This window comes from Caballeronia glebae (assembly GCF_001545035.1).
Classification (GTDB): domain Bacteria; phylum Pseudomonadota; class Gammaproteobacteria; order Burkholderiales; family Burkholderiaceae; genus Caballeronia; species Caballeronia glebae.
In genome coordinates this window covers 1-17,302 of record NZ_FCOJ02000094.1, presented here as the reverse complement: position 1 = coordinate 17,302, position 17,302 = coordinate 1, and the positions used below count along the sequence as shown (strand labels likewise).

Below are 17,302 nucleotides of genomic sequence, written 5' to 3'. Positions count from 1 at the left end.
GCTCCGATGCCGGCCCGCCCGACCGGCTCGATCGACTCAAGCGACCCTTACTGGCACGCCTCGCACTCGTCGAAGCCCGCATCGCCCGGACGCATCATGCAGACGGGGCCGTCCGCTTCAGGCGCGGGCGCTGCCTCGACTGCAGATGCGCCCGCAGCAGCAGCGTTGAAGCCGCCGTTGCCCGCCGCCGATGCGCCGCCGCTCACGCCGCCACCGAAACTGCCGCCGGCACCGTTGCCGCCGTCACCCGAGGGCACCGAGTTCAGCGCGCCGTGCGCGACCGTCGACTTCTCGACGTGCGTCGCCGCCATCGTGCGAAGGTAGTACGTCGTCTTGAGGCCGCGAATCCACGCGAGCTTGTAGACCTCGTCGAGCTTCTTGCCCGACGCGCCGCCCATGTAGATGTTCAGCGACTGCGCCTGATCGATCCACTTCTGACGGCGCGACGCCGCTTCCACGAGCCACTTCGGATCGACTTCGAACGCGGTCGCGTAGATCGCGCGGAGATCGGCCGGAATGCGGTCGATGCGCGAGAGCGTGCCGTCGAAGTACTTCAGATCCGACACCATCACTTCGTCCCACAGGCCGCGCGTCTTCAGGTCACGCACGAGGTAGTCGTTCACGACCGTGAATTCGCCCGACAGATTCGACTTCACGTACAGATTCTGGAACGTCGGCTCGATGCACGCCGACACGCCGATGATGTTCGAGATCGTCGCCGTCGGCGCGATCGCCACGCAGTTCGAGTTGCGCATGCCGTAGGTCGAGATACGCGAACGCAGTTGCGTCCAGTCCATCGATTCGGACATATCGACTTCGACGTAACCGCCGCGCGCATCGGCCAGGAGCTTCACCGAATCCTGCGGAAGAATGCCGCGATCCCACAACGAGCCGCGATACGTCGCGTAACGGCCGCGCTCTTCCGCGAGCTCCGTCGACGCGTAATACGCGTAGTAGCAGACGGCTTCCATCGAGCGATCCGCGAACTCGACCGCCTCGCCCGACGCATACGGCGTGCGCAGCAGATGCAGGCAGTCCTGGAAGCCCATGATGCCCATGCCGACCGGACGATGCTTCAGGTTCGAGTTACGCGCCTTCGGCACCGCGTAGTAGTTGATGTCGATGACGTTGTCGAGCATGCGCATCGCGACGCTGATCGTGCGCTTCAGCTTGGCGTGATCCAGCGCGTAGCTGCCGTCGGCCTGCTTGATCATGTGCGCGACGAGGTTCACGGAGCCGAGATTGCAGACGGCGATTTCCGTCTCGCTCGTGTTCAGCGTGATTTCCGTGCACAGGTTCGACGAGTGCACGACGCCGACGTGCTGCTGCGGCGAACGCACATTGCACGGGTCCTTGAACGTGATCCACGGATGGCCCGTTTCGAACAGCATGCCAAGCATCTTGCGCCACAGTTGTGCAGCCGGCAGCTTCTTGAACAGCTTGATTTCGCCACGCGCGGCTTTCTCTTCGTAAGCCACGTACGCCTTTTCGAAGTCCGCGCCGAACAGATCGTGCAGATCCGGGCAGGTCGACGGCGAGAACAGCGTCCAGTCGCCGCCTTCGACGACGCGCTTCATGAACAAATCGGGAATCCAGTTCGCCGTGTTCATGTCGTGCGTGCGGCGACGGTCATCGCCGGTGTTCTTGCGCAGTTCGAGAAATTCCTCGATGTCCAGGTGCCACGTTTCCAGGTACGCGCAGACCGCGCCCTTGCGCTTGCCGCCCTGATTCACCGCGACGGCCGTGTCGTTCACGACCTTCAGGAACGGCACGACGCCTTGCGACTTGCCGTTCGTGCCCTTGATGTGCGAGCCGAGCGCACGCACGCGCGTCCAGTCGTTGCCGAGGCCGCCCGCGAACTTCGAGAGCAGCGCGTTTTCCTTGAGTGCTTCGTAGATGCCGTCGAGATCGTCGGCGACCGTCGTCAGATAGCACGACGACAATTGCGAGCGATGCGTGCCCGAGTTGAACAGCGTCGGCGTCGACGACATGAAGTCGAACGACGACAGCACGTTGTAGAACTCGATGGCGCGCGCTTCACGGTCGATTTCGTTGAGCGACAGGCCCATCGCGACGCGCATGAAAAATGCCTGCGGCAACTCGATGCGCGCGCCTTCGACGTGCAGGAAGTAGCGGTCATACAGCGTCTGCAGGCCGAGATAGCCGAATTGCAGATCGCGGTTCTGGTCGAGCGCGGCGCCGAGGCGCTTGAGGTCGAACTGTTGCAGCTTTTCATCCAGCAGGCCGGCTTCGACGCCGCGCTTGATGAACAGCGGGAAGTATTCGGCGTAACGCTCGCCCATTTCGGCTTGCGTCACTTCGTCCTGGAGAATTTCGCGGCGGATCGTGTGCAGCAGGATGCGCGCGGTGACCTGGCTGTACGCCGGATCTTTTTCGATCATCGTGCGCGCGGCGAGAATGGCCGAGTCGTAGACCTGCGACATCGGTACGCCGTCATACAGGTTCTTCACCGTTTCCGCGACGATCGGCTCGGCGGAGACAGCATCGCCCAGATTCGCGCATGCCGAGACGATCAGCGACTTCAGCGCATCGAGATCGAGCGGGCGCGTGACGCCGTTGTCCGTCACGTTGATCGCGCCTTCGTGCGGCTGCGCGTTCTGCGCCTGCGCGCCCTCTTGCGAGCGCTGCTGCGTGCGCTTCTCGCGATACAGCACGTAGGCGCGCGCGACGTTGTGCTCGCCGCCGCGCATCAGCGCGAGTTCGACCTGATCCTGAATGTCTTCGATATGGAACGTGCCGCCATGCGGACGGCTACGCACGAGCGAGCGCACGACGGCTTGCGTCAGTTGCTCGACGAGCTCGCGCACACGCGCCGAAGCCGCGCCCTGACCGCCGTTCACCGCGATGAACGCCTTCGTCACGGCGATCGCGATTTTCGTCGGCTCGAACGACACCACGCTTCCGTTGCGACGGATGACCTTGTAGTCGGCAAACGTCGTGTTCGGCGCGAGCGCCTGAGCGCCCCCGCCCTGCGCACCGCTCATGGGCTGTGCGGATGCGCCTTCGAATGAAGTCGTGGCGTTTTCGGTGGTTTGCATGTGCAAAACTCCTGGTGTTCGATTGGTGCGGATGGTCCGCGGATTTATCACTTATGCCGCGCGCGTCACGAACTCGTCATGGAAGTCGCGCGGTGTTTGGCGGTCAAGCCGGGCTGTGAATACAGCAGGCTGAAAACACGAATCGCGGCGCTTACGGCCCGCATTTTTCTTGGCGTCTCATGCGGTGCCCGCGTTGGCGCACGGTGTCGGTCGACGCAATTCGCGCTCGCTTGCTTGCCTTCTTCACGGTGCTGCTCGCTGGCGCCCGATGCGCCCGACGCCTCTCTCCTCGCCAAGAGAAACCGTCTCGCGCATCGCCCCGGGCCAGCCAAACTTCTTCTACGCCGGAAAGCCAACGGCGCCGGCTCATTGGAGCGGGCGCCGCGTTAACAACACAAGATCTAGTGCAAATTACGTCTGTCGGCACCAAGTATAGTGGACAACCTCGCACTCTCAAAAAGTTTTATTTGCCCTGAGTCTGCCGTGGCGGGGTTGACTTTTGCTATCGCAAAGCGCGACAAGGCCTCGCGCGCGACGCTGCTGCGCCGCAACGAGAAAGACCTTACGCAGCGCTCAGATGTTGGATTGAAACGGGAAGAATGAAGGCGGCAGCGCGCTGTCGTGACGCAGACGCGGCCACTCGAAGTGCGGGCCGGGATCGGTCTTGCGGCCGGGCGCGATGTCCGAGTGACCGGCCACCGCATCGATCGGATAACGCTTCACGATGACGCGCACGAGCGCGGCGAGCGCGTCGTATTGCGCATCGTCGAAGGGCACGCGATCGCTGCCTTCCAGCTCGATGCCGATCGAGAAATCGTTGCAGCGCTCGCGTCCGCAGAACGACGAGACGCCCGCGTGCCACGCGCGTTCATCGCAGGAGACGAACTGCTCGATCGCGCCATCGCGACGAATCACGAAGTGCGCCGACACGCGCATGCCACGCAGATGATCGAAGTACGGATGCGCGTCGTGATCGAGCTTGTTGAGAAAGAACTCGGCGACGGCGTTCGTCGTGAAGTCATCCGGCGGCAGGCTGATGTTGTGTACGACGACGAGCGTCGGCGCCGCGTTGCCCGGGCGCGCCTCGAAGTTCGGCGACGGCAGGCGCGTCGCGTTCGTGAACCAGCCTTGCGCGTCGATATGCGGATCGCTCTGCCTGCGCACGTGCATGTTCATCGTGCGTCGCGTCCGGTCGGACGGCTCGCGTAGTGGCGCGCGTGATCGGCGCAGCAGAAGCGCTCGCCCGCGACGACGATCGATTCGCTGCGTGGCGTGTGCACGCCGCATTGCGCGCAACGGATGAGCGGATCGGAAAGTTGCGGCGTGCTGGCGGCCGTGTCATGGCCGCCGTTGCCATTGCGGGCGCGATGCGCTCCGCCCGCGGTCGCGCCGCCGGCTTGCGCCTCGCCCCGCTGCGCGCGCTCGTTCGCGCGGCGCAGCTTCTTCAGAAGCCACTGGCCCAGAAAGAAAAGTACGATCAGAAAGAAGAAATTTCGCATCGATTCAAATGCCGAAAGATTCAGACGCTCAGACGACCGCGCGATGCAGCAGCACTTCGAACACGAAGCGGCTGCCGACATACGCGAGGAGCAGTGCGGCGAACGACGCCAGCACCCAGCGCAACGCGGCGCGTCCGCGCCACCCGGAGATGCGGCGCGCGGTAAGTAACGCGCCGAACATCAGCCAGGAAACGAAGGCGAACACGGTCTTGTGATCGAAGCGCAGCGCGCGATCGACCAGTTGTTCGTTGAACGCGATGCCCGACACGAGCGTGAGCGTAAGCAGCACGAAGCCGGCCGCGATCAACCGGAACAGCAGCTTTTCGAGGGTCAAAAGCGGCGGCAGCGTGTCGAGCCAGCTTGCGAGCCAGCCGTTGCCGGTATGACGCGTCGCCATGCCGCGCATGCGCTGCAGGCGGCGTTCGAGCATCAGCATGAGCACGGCGTGCAGCGCGGCGATCGCGAAAAGGCCATACGCGATGTTCGCGATCAGGAAATGCAGCTTGAACATCGGCGCGGCCGAGTACGACAGCACGCGCACGCCGCCGAAGACGAGCGGCAATAGCGACGCGACGCACGCGAGCGGCACCACGAGCAGACGCAGTCCGTCGAGCGGGAAGAAAAAGCTCTCGATCCAGTAGATGCCCGCGCCGAGCCAGAACATAGCGGAGAGCGCGAACGCGAAGCCGAAGATCATCGCGTTCTGGGGGAAGATCGTCGTGTGCAGCAAGAGGCCGTGCACGAGCAACGCTACTAATAATAGTGCGCGGCCCAGTCCGCCCATGTCCGGCGACTTTCTGGGCGTCGCCGGCGCTGCAATGCCCGAAGGCACGCCGGCCAACGCCGGCTCCGCGGCCGTGTGGCGATGCGCGCGCCAGCCCGCTACGGCGAGTCCGCCGTAGAGAAACGCAGTGAGGGCATACAGTACAATATCCATGTTCGAAGTTTACACTAGGCCCTTGAATCACGACGTTTTCTCCCTTGCGGCGACGCGGGGCGGTACGTCGTTTTTCGCTGAAAAAGGGCCGCATTCACTACCGGTTCCCCATGCTCGATAACCTGACTCAACGGATGGCGCGCGTCGTCAAGACGCTGCGCGGCGAGGCTCGCCTCACCGAGGCCAACACGCAAGAGATGTTGCGGGAAGTGCGTCTGGCACTGCTCGAAGCCGACGTCGCGCTGCCGGTCGTGCGCGAGTTCATCGCAAAGGTGAAGGAAAAGGCGCTCGGCGAGGAAGTGCTGTCGAGCCTCTCGCCGGGTCAGGCGCTCGTTGGCGTCGTCCAGAGGGAACTCACGGCGGTGATCGGCGGCGATTACGAAGGCAAGGCCGCCGAGCTGAATCTGGCCGTCACGCCGCCCGCGGTCATCCTCATGGCCGGTCTGCAGGGCGCGGGTAAAACCACCACGACGGGCAAGCTCGCCAAGCTCTTGCGCGAAACGAGCAAGAAGAAGGTGCTCACCGTTTCCGTCGACGTGTATCGCCCCGCCGCTATCCGCCAGTTGCAAACGGTGACCGAACAGGTCGGCGCGGACTTCTTCCCGTCGGAGCCGAATCAGAAACCTGCGGACATCGCGCGCGCGGCGATCGACTGGGCAAAGCGTCACTATCACGACGTCGTGATCGTCGATACGGCCGGCCGTCTCGGTATCGACGAAGCGATGATGAACGAGATCAGCGAGCTGCACGCGCTGCTCAAGCCCGCCGAAACGCTCTTCGTCGTCGACGCCATGCTCGGCCAGGACGCGGTCAACACCGCGAAGGCGTTCAACGACGCGCTGCCGCTCACCGGCGTGGTGCTCACCAAGCTCGACGGCGATTCGCGCGGCGGCGCGGCGCTTTCCGTGCGCCATATCACCGGCAAGCCGATCAAGTTCGTCGGCGTCGCGGAAAAGCTCGACGGCCTCGAAGTCTTCCATCCGGATCGCATGGCGAACCGGATTCTCGGCATGGGCGACATTCTCGCGCTCGTCGAGGAAGCGCAGCGTGGCGTCGACCAGCAAGCTGCGCAAAAGCTCGCCGACAAGGTCAAGAAAGGCGGCGACTTCGATCTGAACGACTTCAAGGCGCAGTTGTCGCAGATGAAGAAAATGGGCGGCCTCTCGTCGCTCATGGACAAGCTGCCCGCGCAGTTCCAGCAGGCCGCGCAAGGCGCGGACATGAACAACGCCGAAAAGCAGATGCGCCGCATGGAAGGCATCATCAACTCGATGACGCTGAAGGAACGCGCGAAACCCGAACTCATCAAGGCTGCGCGCAAGCGCCGCATCGCCGCGGGCGCCGGTGTGCACGTGCAGGAAGTGAACCGCATGCTCAATCAGTACGAGCAGATGCGCGGCATGATGAAGAAGCTGAAGGGCGGCAACATGCAGAAAATGATGCGCGGCATGAAGGGCATGCTGCCCGGCATGCGCTGACACGCAGCTCACCCGGCCCGCGCTCCCTTCGCCCGACGCGGCGCGCGGGTTTATCATGTGGCGCACGACGCCGTTTTTTTCCACACTGAGAAGTCAGCCTCTCCCCCGCTTTCCCTATGAATCGCGAAGAAGCTCTCCATATTTACAGCCACTCCGAAGAGATCGTGACGGCTGACGAAGTCAACGCGTCGATCGGCACGATGGCTTCGGCCATCAAGGCCGCGACGAAAGACGACTTCCCGCTCGTGCTCTCCGTCATGGGGGGCGCGGCCGTGTTCACGGGCATGCTGCTGCCGCATCTCGACTTCCCGCTAGAGTTCGATTACATCCACCTGACGCGCTATCGCAACGCCATCAAGGGCGGCAGCGAGATGCAATGGCGCGTGGCGCCGGCGGAATCGGTGAAGGATCGCGTGGTGCTCGTGCTCGACGACATCCTCGACGAAGGCGAAACAATGGCCGCGATCCGCGATCGGATCATGGCGATGGGCGCGAAGACGTTTCTGTCCGCGGTGCTGTGCGAAAAGATCATCCCGAAGGCGAAACCGCTGCGTCCGGATTTTTGCGGATTCGAGGTGCCGGACCGCTATGTGTTCGGCTGCGGGATGGACGCGAAGGGTTACTGGCGCAATTTGCCGACGATTCGGGCATTGACCGAAGGCGCGTGATCCGCGCCCACACAAAGAAAAAGCGGCCGAGGCCGCTTTTTTTATAGCTGATGCACGAAAGTGCGTATGCCCGTCAACATCATCTCGACGGAAATCGCGACCAGCACGAGTCCCATCAAGCGTTCGAAGGCCGTCACCACGCGCTCGCCGAGCCATTGCTGAATCTTCTCGGCGAGAATCAGCACGATCGCGCAGACGATCATCGTCACCGAGAGCGCGCCGATCCATTCGAACATCTTGCCGGGCGCTTGCGACGTCAGCAGCATCACCGTAGCGAGCGCCGACGGTCCCGCCAGCGCCGGAATCGCGAGCGGCACGATCAGCGGCTCGCCGCCGCGAGAATCGCCGCCCATGGCGCCATCCGGATGCGGAAAGATCATGCGCAGCGCGATCAGAAACAGCACGATGCCGCCCGCGATACGCAACGACACATCGGTGAGATTCATCGCGCGCAGGAAGCGATCGCCCGCCAGCATGAACACCAGCAGAATGACGAACGCGATCGCCACTTCGCGCAGCACGACCACGCGACGCCGCTCTTTGGCGACGTTGCGCAGCGCGTTGATGAAGATCGGAATGTTGCCGAGCGGATCGGTGATCAGCAATAGAAGGATCGTCGCGGACAGGAAGTTGTACTGCATTACTTCCCGAGCGCGGCGCGCACCTTGCCCAGCACGACGCCGGCCGCTTCATCGACCGGCAGCAGCGTGGCTTCGGCATCGCGGCGGCCCTGATATTCCAGCTTGCCTTCCTTCAGCCCGCGATCGCCGATCACGACGCGATGCGGCACGCCGATCAGTTCCCAGTCAGCGAACATCACGCCCGGACGCTCGCCGCGATCGTCGAGGATCACGTCGATGCCCGCTTGCTGCAGCGTGGCGTACAGCTTGTCGGCCTGCTCACGCACGGCGTCGCTGCGGTCGTAGCCCATCGGGCAGATCACGACTTCGAACGGCGCGATGGCTTCCGGCCAGATGATGCCGCGGTCATCGAAGTTCTGTTCGATCGCCGCGCCCAGCACGCGCGTCACGCCAATGCCGTAGCAGCCCATCTGCATCGGCGCGGGCTTGCCGTTCTCGTCGAGGAAGGTTGCGCCCATCGAATCGGAATACTTCGTGCCGAGTTGGAACACGTGGCCCACTTCGATGCCACGGCAGATTTCGAGCGTGCCTTTGCCGTCCGGCGACGGATCGCCCGCGACGACGTTGCGGATATCCGCCACTTCCGGCTCGGGCAGATCGCGGCCCCAGTTCACGCCGGTCGTGTGGTAATCCACCTCGTTCGTGCCGACCACGAAGTCGCTCATGTTCGCGACCGTGCGATCCGCGATCACGCGCACCGGCTTCTTGGTGCCGATCGGGCCGAGATAGCCCGGCGGCGTGCCGAACCATTCGACGATCTCGGCTTCCGTCGCGAAGCGATAGCCTTTCAGACCCGGCAGCTTGCTCGTCTTGATGTCGTTGAGCGAATGATCGCCGCGCAGCATCAACAGCCAGATGGTCGGCTCCGCGCCTTCGTTTTCGGTGGCCAGAACGATCGACTTGATCGTGCGCTCAAGCGGAATGTTCAAAAGCTGCGCGACCGCCTCGCATTTCGCGGCGCCGGGCGTCGGCGTCTTTTTCAGCGCTTCAGTCGGCGCGGCGCGTTGCGCGATGAGCGGCAGCGCATCGGCGGCTTCGACGTTCGCCGCGAAGTCCGAGCTCGGGCAATACGCGATATCGTCCTCGCCCGTTTCGGCGATCACGTGGAATTCATGCGAGCCGCTACCGCCGATCGAACCGTTGTCCGCCGCGACCGCGCGGAACTCCAGGCCGATGCGCGTGAAGATGCGCACGTAAGCTTCGTACATCTTGCGATACGACTCGGCGAGGCCGTCGAGGTCTTTGTCGAAGGAATAGGCGTCCTTCATGATGAACTCGCGGCCGCGCATCACGCCGAAGCGCGGACGGATCTCGTCGCGGAACTTCGTTTGAATCTGATAGAAGTTCACCGGCAACTGGCGATAGCTCTTGATGTCGCGGCGCGCGATGTCCGTCACGACTTCCTCGTGCGTCGGGCCCATCACGAAATCGCGCTCGTGGCGATCCTTGAAGCGCAGCAGTTCCGGACCGTACTGTTCCCAGCGGCCCGACTCCTGCCACAGTTCGGCGGGCTGCACAGCGGGCATCAGCAATTCGAGCGCGCCCGCGCGGTTCATCTCTTCACGTACGATGGCTTCGACCTTGCGCACCGAGCGCAAACCGATCGGCATGTAATCGTAGATACCGCCCGCGACACGGCGGATCATGCCGGCGCGCATCATCAGCTTGTGGCTGACGATCTCGGCGTCGGCGGGCGCTTCCTTCAGGGTGCCGATGAAGAAACGGGATGCTTTCATTCAAATTTTCCAAATGCGGCGCGCTTCGGTGCTGCCATAGCGCCGAAGCAGGCGTATCAAGGTGAACGACGGAACGACCGGCGAGAAAGAAGATTTTGCCGCCTGCCGGTTGCTCTGGCAAAGACATTCACACGGATGCCCCGAATTGGGGTTCGTGCCAGTGCGTCGAGGCCGATAACTGTTTATAATCAAAGCAATTTTAAAGGATTTGAAGGTGGCTGTATGCTGGATCGTGAAGGCTTTCGCCCGAACGTCGGCATCATCCTCTTGAACGCGCGCAACGAAGTGTTTTGGGGCAAGCGGCTGCGTGAACATTCCTGGCAGTTTCCGCAAGGGGGCATCAAATATGGTGAGACCCCTGTGCAAGCGATGTATCGGGAGTTACACGAAGAAACCGGCCTGCTACCGGAGCACGTAAAAGTTGTCGGTCGCACGCGCGACTGGCTGCGTTATGAGGTGCCGGACAAGTTCATCAAGCGCGAGGTGCGCGGACATTATCGCGGTCAGAAACAGATCTGGTTTCTGCTGCGCATGGTGGGCCGCGATTGCGACATCTGCCTGCGTGCGACGGACCATCCGGAGTTCGATGCCTGGCGTTGGAACGAGTATTGGGTACCGCTAGATGCGGTCATCGAGTTCAAGCGCGACGTTTATCAAATGGCTCTCTCCGAGCTGTCGCGCTTCCTGCGGCGTACCACCTCCCGCGGTGAACGCGGCGAGCGGGCCGCGCACGGACTGCGCTATCCACGCGTCGTCCAGACGATGACGATCGAAGCACCTGCTGTAACTGCCTCCGGCGCGGCAGTTCAGGCAGAATGCACGGTCAGCGAAGAACTGCACGTGATCGTGCATCGCTCGTCGTGAGACCGGGCGTGCGACCGATCGCTGCGGTTCATCGCACACTTTGACACTCAGCACGACTTCGATCGATGGCACGGCGAACTTCTCGCCGTGCCATCTCGCTTTGTTCCGCCGGGCGGGCGCATGATGCCCGCGCGCATGTTTTTCGGGAAGACCCAATTGAAAGTGAATGCCTCACTCGCGGTAATCGCGGCATCCGCGGCGGCGCTCGCCGTGCTCGCCGGCTGCTCCAGCAACAAGGCACTGGCCACGCAGGACGACGGCGTGTTCACCTATCTGCTCGACCGCAAAACAACCTGGGCCGAGGAAAAGATCGACGCGATGCCGCCGCTGCCGCAAGCGTCGAATCTCATCGCGTTCAACGTCTCGCAGAATACGCCGCTCACCTTCGCCGTCGACAAGACGACGCTCACGGTCGGCAAGGATGGCGTCGTGCGTTACGTGGTCGTTGCAACGAGCCCGGCGGGCGCGCGCAACGTCAACTACGAAGGCATTCGTTGCGACACCTACGAGTGGCGTCGTTACGCAAGCATCAACGACGATCAGAACGGCTGGGATCAGGGGTCCGCGTTCGAGTTCAAGCGCATCGAAAACGGCGAGCTGAACGCGTATCAGGCGGCGCTCTATCAGGATTACTTCTGCACGAGCAAGCTGCCGGTCGGCACGGCGAAGCAGATCGTCAACAACATGGAATACAAGCGCACGCAGAGCTCGATCAATCTGCGCTGATGCGGCTTTCGGATATGACAAAGCCCGCTGGCCTTTCGGCTCAGCGGGCTTTTTCTTTCGCGTTGCGGCTTAGACGAGCACCAGATTGTCGCGATGGATCAGTTCCGGCTCCAGCATGTAGCCGAGCACGGATTCGATTTCACCGCTCGGCCGCCGATGAATCAGACGCGCTTCCGCACTGCTGTAGTTCGTGATGCCGCGCGCGACTTCCTGCCCTTGATCGTCGACGCATGCGATCACTTCGCCTCGATCGAACGCGCCCTTCACGTCGACCACGCCGATCGGCAGAAGGCTCTTGCCGTCGGCGGTGAGCTTGTTGACCGCGCCCTTGTCGATCACGACGTGGCCGCGCACCTGCAAGTGATCCGCCATCCACTGCTTGCGCGCCGCGATGCGTGCGGTGCGCGCGATGAGTTGCGTGCCGATCATTTCGCCCGATGCGAGGCGCGTGAGCACGTCGGCTTCGCGGCCGCTCGCAATCACCGTGTTCGCGCCGCTGTGCGCCGCGCGCTTCGCCGCGAGAATCTTGGTCAGCATGCCGCCGCGTCCGAGACTCGAACCCGCGCCGCCCGCCATCTGTTCGAGTTCGGGCGTGCCGGCATCGGCCTGCTCGACGAGCGTCGCGTTCGGATCCTTGCGCGGATCGGCGGTGAAAAGCCCGCGCTGATCGGTGAGAATGACGAGCGCATCGCCTTCGATCAGGTTCGCGACGAGCGCGCCGAGCGTGTCGTTGTCGCCGAACTTGATTTCGTCGGTGATGACCGTGTCGTTCTCGTTGATGATCGGCACCGCGCCCAGGCGCAGCAGCGTGAGCAACGTCGAGCGCGCGTTGAGATATCGTTCGCGATCGGCGAGATCGGCGTGCGTGAGCAAAATCTGCGCGGTGCGAATGCCGTGCGCGCCGAAGCTGCTTTCGTAGACTTGCGCGAGGCCCATTTGCCCGACCGCGGCCGCGGCCTGCAATTCGTCGATTTCGCGCGGCCGCTTCGTCCAGCCGAGCCGGTGAATGCCTTCCGCGATGGCACCCGAGCTCACGAGCACGACTTCCTTGCCCTGCTCGCGCAGCGCCGCGATCTGCGACGCCCAGCGAGAAATTGCCGCATGGTCGAGCCCGCGACCGTCATTGGTGACGAGGCTGGACCCCACTTTCACTACGATTCGCTTCGCAGCGGCGATGACCGAACGCATCGTGCGCATTCTCCCCGTCGTTATTCGTCGTCTTGATTGGCCGGCTTGATGCCATCGTCGCGAAAGCGCACGTCGGCGGCGAGATCTTCCGCTTCCGCCGCGCGCGATGCATCCGAATTCTGCGAGATGTAATCGTAGATCGCGTAGATGAGCGCTTCGCAGCCCTGCCCCGTGAGCGCCGAAATCTCGAACACCGGACCGTCCCACTCGAATCGCTCGACGAAATCGGCGATGCGCGCCTCGCGCTCGTCTTCCGGCACCATGTCGAGCTTGTTCAGCACGAGCCAGCGCGGCTTCTCGAAAAGCGCCTCGTCGTACTTGCGCAATTCGTTGACGATGGCCTTCGCTTCCGCGACCGGATCGACGTTTTCATCGAACGGCGCCATGTCGACGAGATGCAGCAGCACGCCCGTGCGCTGCAGATGGCGCAGGAATCGATGCCCGAGCCCCGCGCCTTCCGCCGCGCCTTCGATCAGGCCGGGGATATCCGCGATGACGAAGCTCTTGCTCGGCCCGACGCGCACCACGCCCAGATTCGGGGCCAGCGTCGTGAACGGATAATCCGCGATCTTCGGCCGCGCGTTCGACACCGACGAAATGAACGTGGACTTTCCGGCGTTCGGCATGCCGAGCAGACCGACGTCGGCGAGCACTTTCAGTTCGAGCCTGAGCATGCTGCGCTCGCCCGGCTTGCCGTCGGTTTTCTGACGCGGCGCGCGGTTCGTGCTGGACTTGAAATGCAGGTTGCCGAGGCCGCCCGCGCCGCCTTGCGCGATCAATACCTGCTGATTGTGCTCGGTCAGGTCGGCGATGATCTCGCCCGTTTCCTGATCCGAAATTATCGTGCCAACCGGCATGCGCAGCGTGATGTCTTCGCCGCCCTTGCCGTAGCAATCCGCGCCGCGGCCGTTTTCGCCGTTGCGCGCCTGATGCTTCTTGGAGAACCGGTAGTCGATCAGCGTGTTGATATTGCGATCGCCGATCGCGTAGACGCTGCCGCCGCGGCCGCCGTCGCCGCCGTCCGGTCCGCCGAACGGAACGAACTTTTCGCGGCGCATCGACGCGCTGCCATCTCCTCCGTCGCCGGCGATGACTTCAATCCTCGCTTCGTCAATGAACTTCATGCGTTGCTCCGTCCCGTGTATTCACTCTATTTTGCCGCGACCCGCTAATGCGGTCATGCATAACCGATTTTCGACTGCACCAAATAAAAATGGCCCCGCGAACTCCGCGGGGCCATTTCCTCGGTCCTGAAGCCCGTGCGTAAAATTTACGCTGCCGGGACGACGACGACCGTGTGCTTCCGCGCAGCGCCCTTGGTCACGAACTTGACGTGACCGTCGGCCAGCGCGAACAGCGTGTGATCCTTGCCGATGCCGACATTCTCACCCGGGTGCATGCGCGTGCCGCGCTGGCGAACGATGATGCCGCCTGCGTTGATTGCTTGGCCGCCGAACACCTTCACACCGAGGCGTTTCGACTCGGAGTCGCGGCCGTTGCGGGAAGACCCGCCTGCTTTTTTGTGTGCCATTTGCTTAGCTCCTTACCGTTGCGCTTACGCGTTGATCGCGTCGATGCGCAGTTCGGTGTAGTTCTGGCGATGGCCAGCGTGCTTTTGGTAGTGCTTCCGGCGACGCATCTTGAAGATGGTCACTTTTTTGTGACGACCTTGAGACACGACGGTAGCTTTGACGGAAGCCCCACTGACCAGCGGCGTACCGAACTGAATCGATTCGCCTTCGCCTACTGCGAGAACCTGGTCGAGCGTGATTTCAGCGTCAATGTCTGCCGGTATCTGTTCTACTTTCAATTTTTCGCCAACGGCAACCTTATACTGCTTGCCGCCGGTTTTTATGACCGCGTACATTGAGAACCTCACTCAAAATTCTTTCCCGCTTGCGCGGGAAGCTTCAACATTTCCCACGCACCACGCGGGGAAAACACGCGATTATACATAGAGTTAGGCGCCACGTCAAAGCGCCGCTACCATTCCCGCGCGGCCGGCGCGATGCGCGATTCGGGCCCGAACCTCGGCGAAGACGAAGCGAATCTTGTCTGAATTTCGCCGACCTCGCACGAATCGGCACACCCGAGCACCCGGCGCCCGTCGGATTCGCCTTATAATCCGCCGGATTACCCTTATCGCCGATCATGTCGTCCACCGCCACTTCCTCCCCCAACGCCGCCGCTCTGCTCGCCCCGATTGCCGAGGACATGCAGCAGGTCAATCGCGTCATCCGGCAGCGCCTGGCATCAGAAGTGATGCTGATCAACCAGATTTCGGAGTACATCATCGGCGCGGGCGGCAAGCGGTTGCGGCCGGCGTTGCTGCTTCTCGTCTCGGGCGCGCTCGGCGACACGACCGGACATCGTCACGAACTGGCGGCCGTGGTGGAGTTCATCCACACGGCGACGCTGCTGCACGACGACGTCGTCGACGAATCCGATCTGCGGCGCGGCCGCAAGACCGCGAACGCGCTATTCGGCAATGCCGCGAGCGTGCTCGTCGGCGACTTCCTGTATTCGCGCTCGTTCGAGATGATGGTGAGTGTCGGCAAGATGCGCGTCATGGAAATTTTGTCCGTCGCCACGAACATCATTTCCGAAGGCGAAGTGCTGCAGTTGCTCAACATGCACGACCCGGACGTGGACGAAGCGCGCTACATGCAGGTGATCCGCTACAAGACGGCAAAGCTGTTCGAAGCGGCGGCGCAGCTCGGCGCGGTTCTTTCGGGCGCGGACGCGCGCACCGAAGCGGCGGCGGCTGAATTCGGCCGGCGCATCGGCACGGCGTTCCAGATCATGGACGACTGGCTCGACTACACCGGCACGCCCGAATCGATGGGCAAGAACGCCGGCGACGATCTGCGCGAAGGCAAGCCCACGTTGCCGCTCATTTATCTGATGGAGCACGGCACACCGGATCAGGCGGCGCTCGCGCGCGAAGCGATCGAGCAAGGCGGCACGGATCGCTTCGAGACAATTTTCCACGCAATCACCACGTCCGGCGCGCTCGATCACACGCTGGAATGCGCGCGAAAGGAAGCTCAGGCAGCGGCTAATGCAATTTCTGCATTTCCCTCTTCCATCTATAAAGAGAGCCTGCTAGAATTATGTTCTTACTCGACGTCGCGGCAGTCTTAAACGAGACAGAAACGGCGAACGAGTCCAAGTTTGGTCAAATTCGGGGTGTAGCTTAGCCTGGTAGAGCGCTACGTTCGGGACGTAGAGGCCGGAGGTTCGAATCCTCTCACCCCGACCAGAATTGCAAAAACCCGCATGGTCCGCCATGCGGGTTTTTTATTTCCGGCGACAAAACCGCGTACGCTGGCCAAAAGGCCGAGGGCGGGCTTGCCGGCCCGTCTGCTATATTGCCTCCCATCTCCGCCCCTACTCGATCACCGCGTGGACAACCTTCCCTTATGGGCGCAAATTTGCGCCATTTTTCTGCTCCTCTTCCTTTCCGGTTTCTTCTCGATTTCCGAAACGTCGATGATGGCGCTCAATCGCCATCGACTGAAATATCTGGCAAGCAAGGGGTCGCTACGCGCCCGCACGACGCAAGGCCTGCTCGCGAAGACCGATCAGCTTCTCTCCGTCATCCTGATCGGCAACAACCTGATCAACACGATCATTCCGGTGCTCACGACATCGATCGCGCTGCGCACGTTCGGCCATAACAATCTCGTCCTGTCGATCACGACCGGTGTCATCGCGTTTTTGATCATCGTGTTCGCAGAGATCGCGCCGAAAATCGTCGGCGCAACCTATCCCGAGAAAGTCGCGCTGCCGGCGAGCCTCGTGCTCGCGCCGCTCATGCGCATCGCGCGGCCGCTCATCTGGTTCGTCAATCTGTTCGCCAACGCGACGCTCGCCGCGCTGCACATCAACACGAAAAACAAGCGCGATCAGCGGATTTCGCCCGAAGAACTGCGCACCATCGTGCTGGAAACCGGCAGCTTCATGCCGACCAAGCACCGCAGCATCCTGCTCAATCTGTTCGATCTGGAGAACATCACCGTCGACGACGTGATGATTCCGCGCCGGCGCATCGAGGCGCTCGACTTCGACGCGCCCTTCGAGCAGATCCTGCATCAGCTTGAGACGTGCTATCACAACAAGCTCGTCGTGTTTCAGGGCGACATCGATCGCGTGCTCGGCATTCTTCACGTCCGCAAGACGCTCTCGGCGCTGCATAACCAGGAACTAGAGCGCGACACCCTGCGTGAACTGCTCACCGAACCTTATTTCGTGCCCGCCGGTACGCCCGTCTTTCAGCAGTTGCAGTACTTCCAGGAAAGCGGCCACCGCATCGCGATCGTGGTCGACGAATACGGCGAATTGCAGGGGCTCGTCACGCCGGAAGACATCATCGAGGAACTGATCGGCGAATTTACGACGACGATCCCGCGCGGCACCGGTTCGCGCGGCGGCTGGAACGAAGACGGGGAGTGCATCGTGGCGGGCAGCATGCCGCTGCGCGAACTGAATCGCTGGCTGCATCTG

At 62.5% G+C, this 17,302-nt stretch carries 16 protein-coding genes and 1 tRNA gene; 7 read left to right on the top strand and 10 right to left on the bottom strand.

Annotation, left to right across the window (positions count from 1 at the left end; translation table 11 throughout):
• Positions 1-47: 47 nt before the first annotated feature.
• The 4 genes from AWB82_RS34515 to AWB82_RS34500 all read right to left on the bottom strand — a co-directional run bounded on the left by AWB82_RS34515 (position 48) and on the right by AWB82_RS34500 (position 5,495).
• Complete coding sequence (locus AWB82_RS34515) at positions 48-3,059, bottom strand: ribonucleoside-diphosphate reductase subunit alpha (protein WP_086973759.1); 3,012 nt, start codon at positions 3,057-3,059, stop codon at positions 48-50.
• A 573-nt stretch (positions 3,060-3,632) separates the two neighbouring features.
• Positions 3,633-4,235: a 1,6-anhydro-N-acetylmuramyl-L-alanine amidase AmpD gene (gene ampD / locus AWB82_RS34510; protein WP_086973758.1), complete on the bottom strand. Its 603-nt coding sequence runs from the start codon at positions 4,233-4,235 to the stop codon at positions 3,633-3,635.
• A complete protein-coding gene (locus AWB82_RS34505; RefSeq protein ID WP_086973757.1) occupies positions 4,232-4,558 on the bottom strand; it encodes a PP0621 family protein in 327 nt (108 codons plus the stop codon). Before AWB82_RS34505 ends, ampD begins: the two co-directional genes overlap by 4 nt.
• A 28-nt stretch (positions 4,559-4,586) precedes the next feature.
• The gene (locus AWB82_RS34500) at positions 4,587-5,495 is read right to left on the bottom strand and encodes a cytochrome C assembly family protein (RefSeq protein ID WP_086973756.1); all 909 of its coding nucleotides are present in this window, start codon (positions 5,493-5,495) and stop codon (positions 4,587-4,589) included.
• A gap of 110 nt (positions 5,496-5,605) precedes the next feature.
• Here AWB82_RS34500 and ffh point away from each other — a divergent pair, with 110 nt between their 5' ends.
• Both ffh and AWB82_RS34490 read left to right on the top strand, forming a co-directional pair.
• On the top strand, positions 5,606-6,973 hold the full coding sequence (gene ffh, locus AWB82_RS34495; RefSeq protein WP_086973755.1) for a signal recognition particle protein: 1,368 nt from the start codon (positions 5,606-5,608) through the stop codon (positions 6,971-6,973).
• Positions 6,974-7,089: 116 nt separating this feature from the next.
• On the top strand, positions 7,090-7,641 hold the full coding sequence (locus tag AWB82_RS34490; protein WP_086973754.1) for a hypoxanthine-guanine phosphoribosyltransferase: 552 nt from the start codon (positions 7,090-7,092) through the stop codon (positions 7,639-7,641).
• Positions 7,642-7,682: 41 nt separating this feature from the next.
• Here AWB82_RS34490 and AWB82_RS34485 read toward each other — a convergent pair whose 3' ends face one another.
• A complete protein-coding gene (locus AWB82_RS34485; RefSeq protein WP_086973753.1) occupies positions 7,683-8,282 on the bottom strand; it encodes a MarC family protein in 600 nt (199 codons plus the stop codon).
• A complete protein-coding gene (locus AWB82_RS34480; RefSeq protein WP_086973752.1) occupies positions 8,282-10,018 on the bottom strand; it encodes a proline--tRNA ligase in 1,737 nt (578 codons plus the stop codon). Before AWB82_RS34480 ends, AWB82_RS34485 begins: the two co-directional genes overlap by 1 nt.
• 222 nt (positions 10,019-10,240) lie before the next feature.
• Here AWB82_RS34480 and AWB82_RS34470 point away from each other — a divergent pair, with 222 nt between their 5' ends.
• Positions 10,241-10,882: an RNA pyrophosphohydrolase gene (locus AWB82_RS34470; protein WP_086973751.1), complete on the top strand. Its 642-nt coding sequence runs from the start codon at positions 10,241-10,243 to the stop codon at positions 10,880-10,882.
• 123 nt (positions 10,883-11,005) lie between these two features.
• The gene (locus AWB82_RS34465; protein WP_086973762.1) at positions 11,006-11,608 is read left to right on the top strand and encodes a CNP1-like family protein; all 603 of its coding nucleotides are present in this window, start codon (positions 11,006-11,008) and stop codon (positions 11,606-11,608) included.
• Positions 11,609-11,677: 69 nt separating this feature from the next.
• On the opposite strand, the gene proB is transcribed toward AWB82_RS34465, so the two are convergent.
• The 4 genes from proB to rplU all read right to left on the bottom strand — a co-directional run bounded on the left by proB (position 11,678) and on the right by rplU (position 14,663).
• Positions 11,678-12,796 (bottom strand): glutamate 5-kinase, encoded by a 1,119-nt coding sequence (gene proB, locus AWB82_RS34460; protein WP_086973761.1) that lies wholly within the window; start codon positions 12,794-12,796, stop codon positions 11,678-11,680.
• 20 nt (positions 12,797-12,816) lie between these two features.
• Complete coding sequence (cgtA, locus tag AWB82_RS34455; RefSeq protein ID WP_086973750.1) at positions 12,817-13,920, bottom strand: Obg family GTPase CgtA; 1,104 nt, start codon at positions 13,918-13,920, stop codon at positions 12,817-12,819.
• 146 nt (positions 13,921-14,066) lie between these two features.
• Entirely contained in the window at positions 14,067-14,327 is a 261-nt protein-coding gene (gene rpmA, locus AWB82_RS34450; protein ID WP_086973749.1) for a 50S ribosomal protein L27, read from the bottom strand.
• A gap of 24 nt (positions 14,328-14,351) precedes the next feature.
• Positions 14,352-14,663, bottom strand: coding sequence for a 50S ribosomal protein L21 (gene rplU, locus AWB82_RS34445; RefSeq protein ID WP_008342953.1), 312 nt, complete (start codon positions 14,661-14,663; stop codon positions 14,352-14,354).
• 284 nt (positions 14,664-14,947) lie between these two features.
• Between rplU and AWB82_RS34440 the strand changes: the two genes are divergently transcribed.
• The 3 genes from AWB82_RS34440 to AWB82_RS34430 all read left to right on the top strand — a co-directional run.
• Positions 14,948-15,940 carry a polyprenyl synthetase family protein gene (locus AWB82_RS34440; protein WP_086973748.1) on the top strand — a complete coding sequence of 331 codons (993 nt, stop codon included), beginning with the start codon at positions 14,948-14,950 and terminating at the stop codon, positions 15,938-15,940.
• Between the two features lie 41 nt (positions 15,941-15,981).
• A tRNA-Pro gene (locus tag AWB82_RS34435) sits at positions 15,982-16,058 on the top strand.
• Positions 16,059-16,201: 143 nt separating this feature from the next.
• Positions 16,202-17,302 (top strand): HlyC/CorC family transporter (locus AWB82_RS34430; protein WP_096031484.1); only part of this gene is annotated, 1,101 nt, incomplete at its 3' end.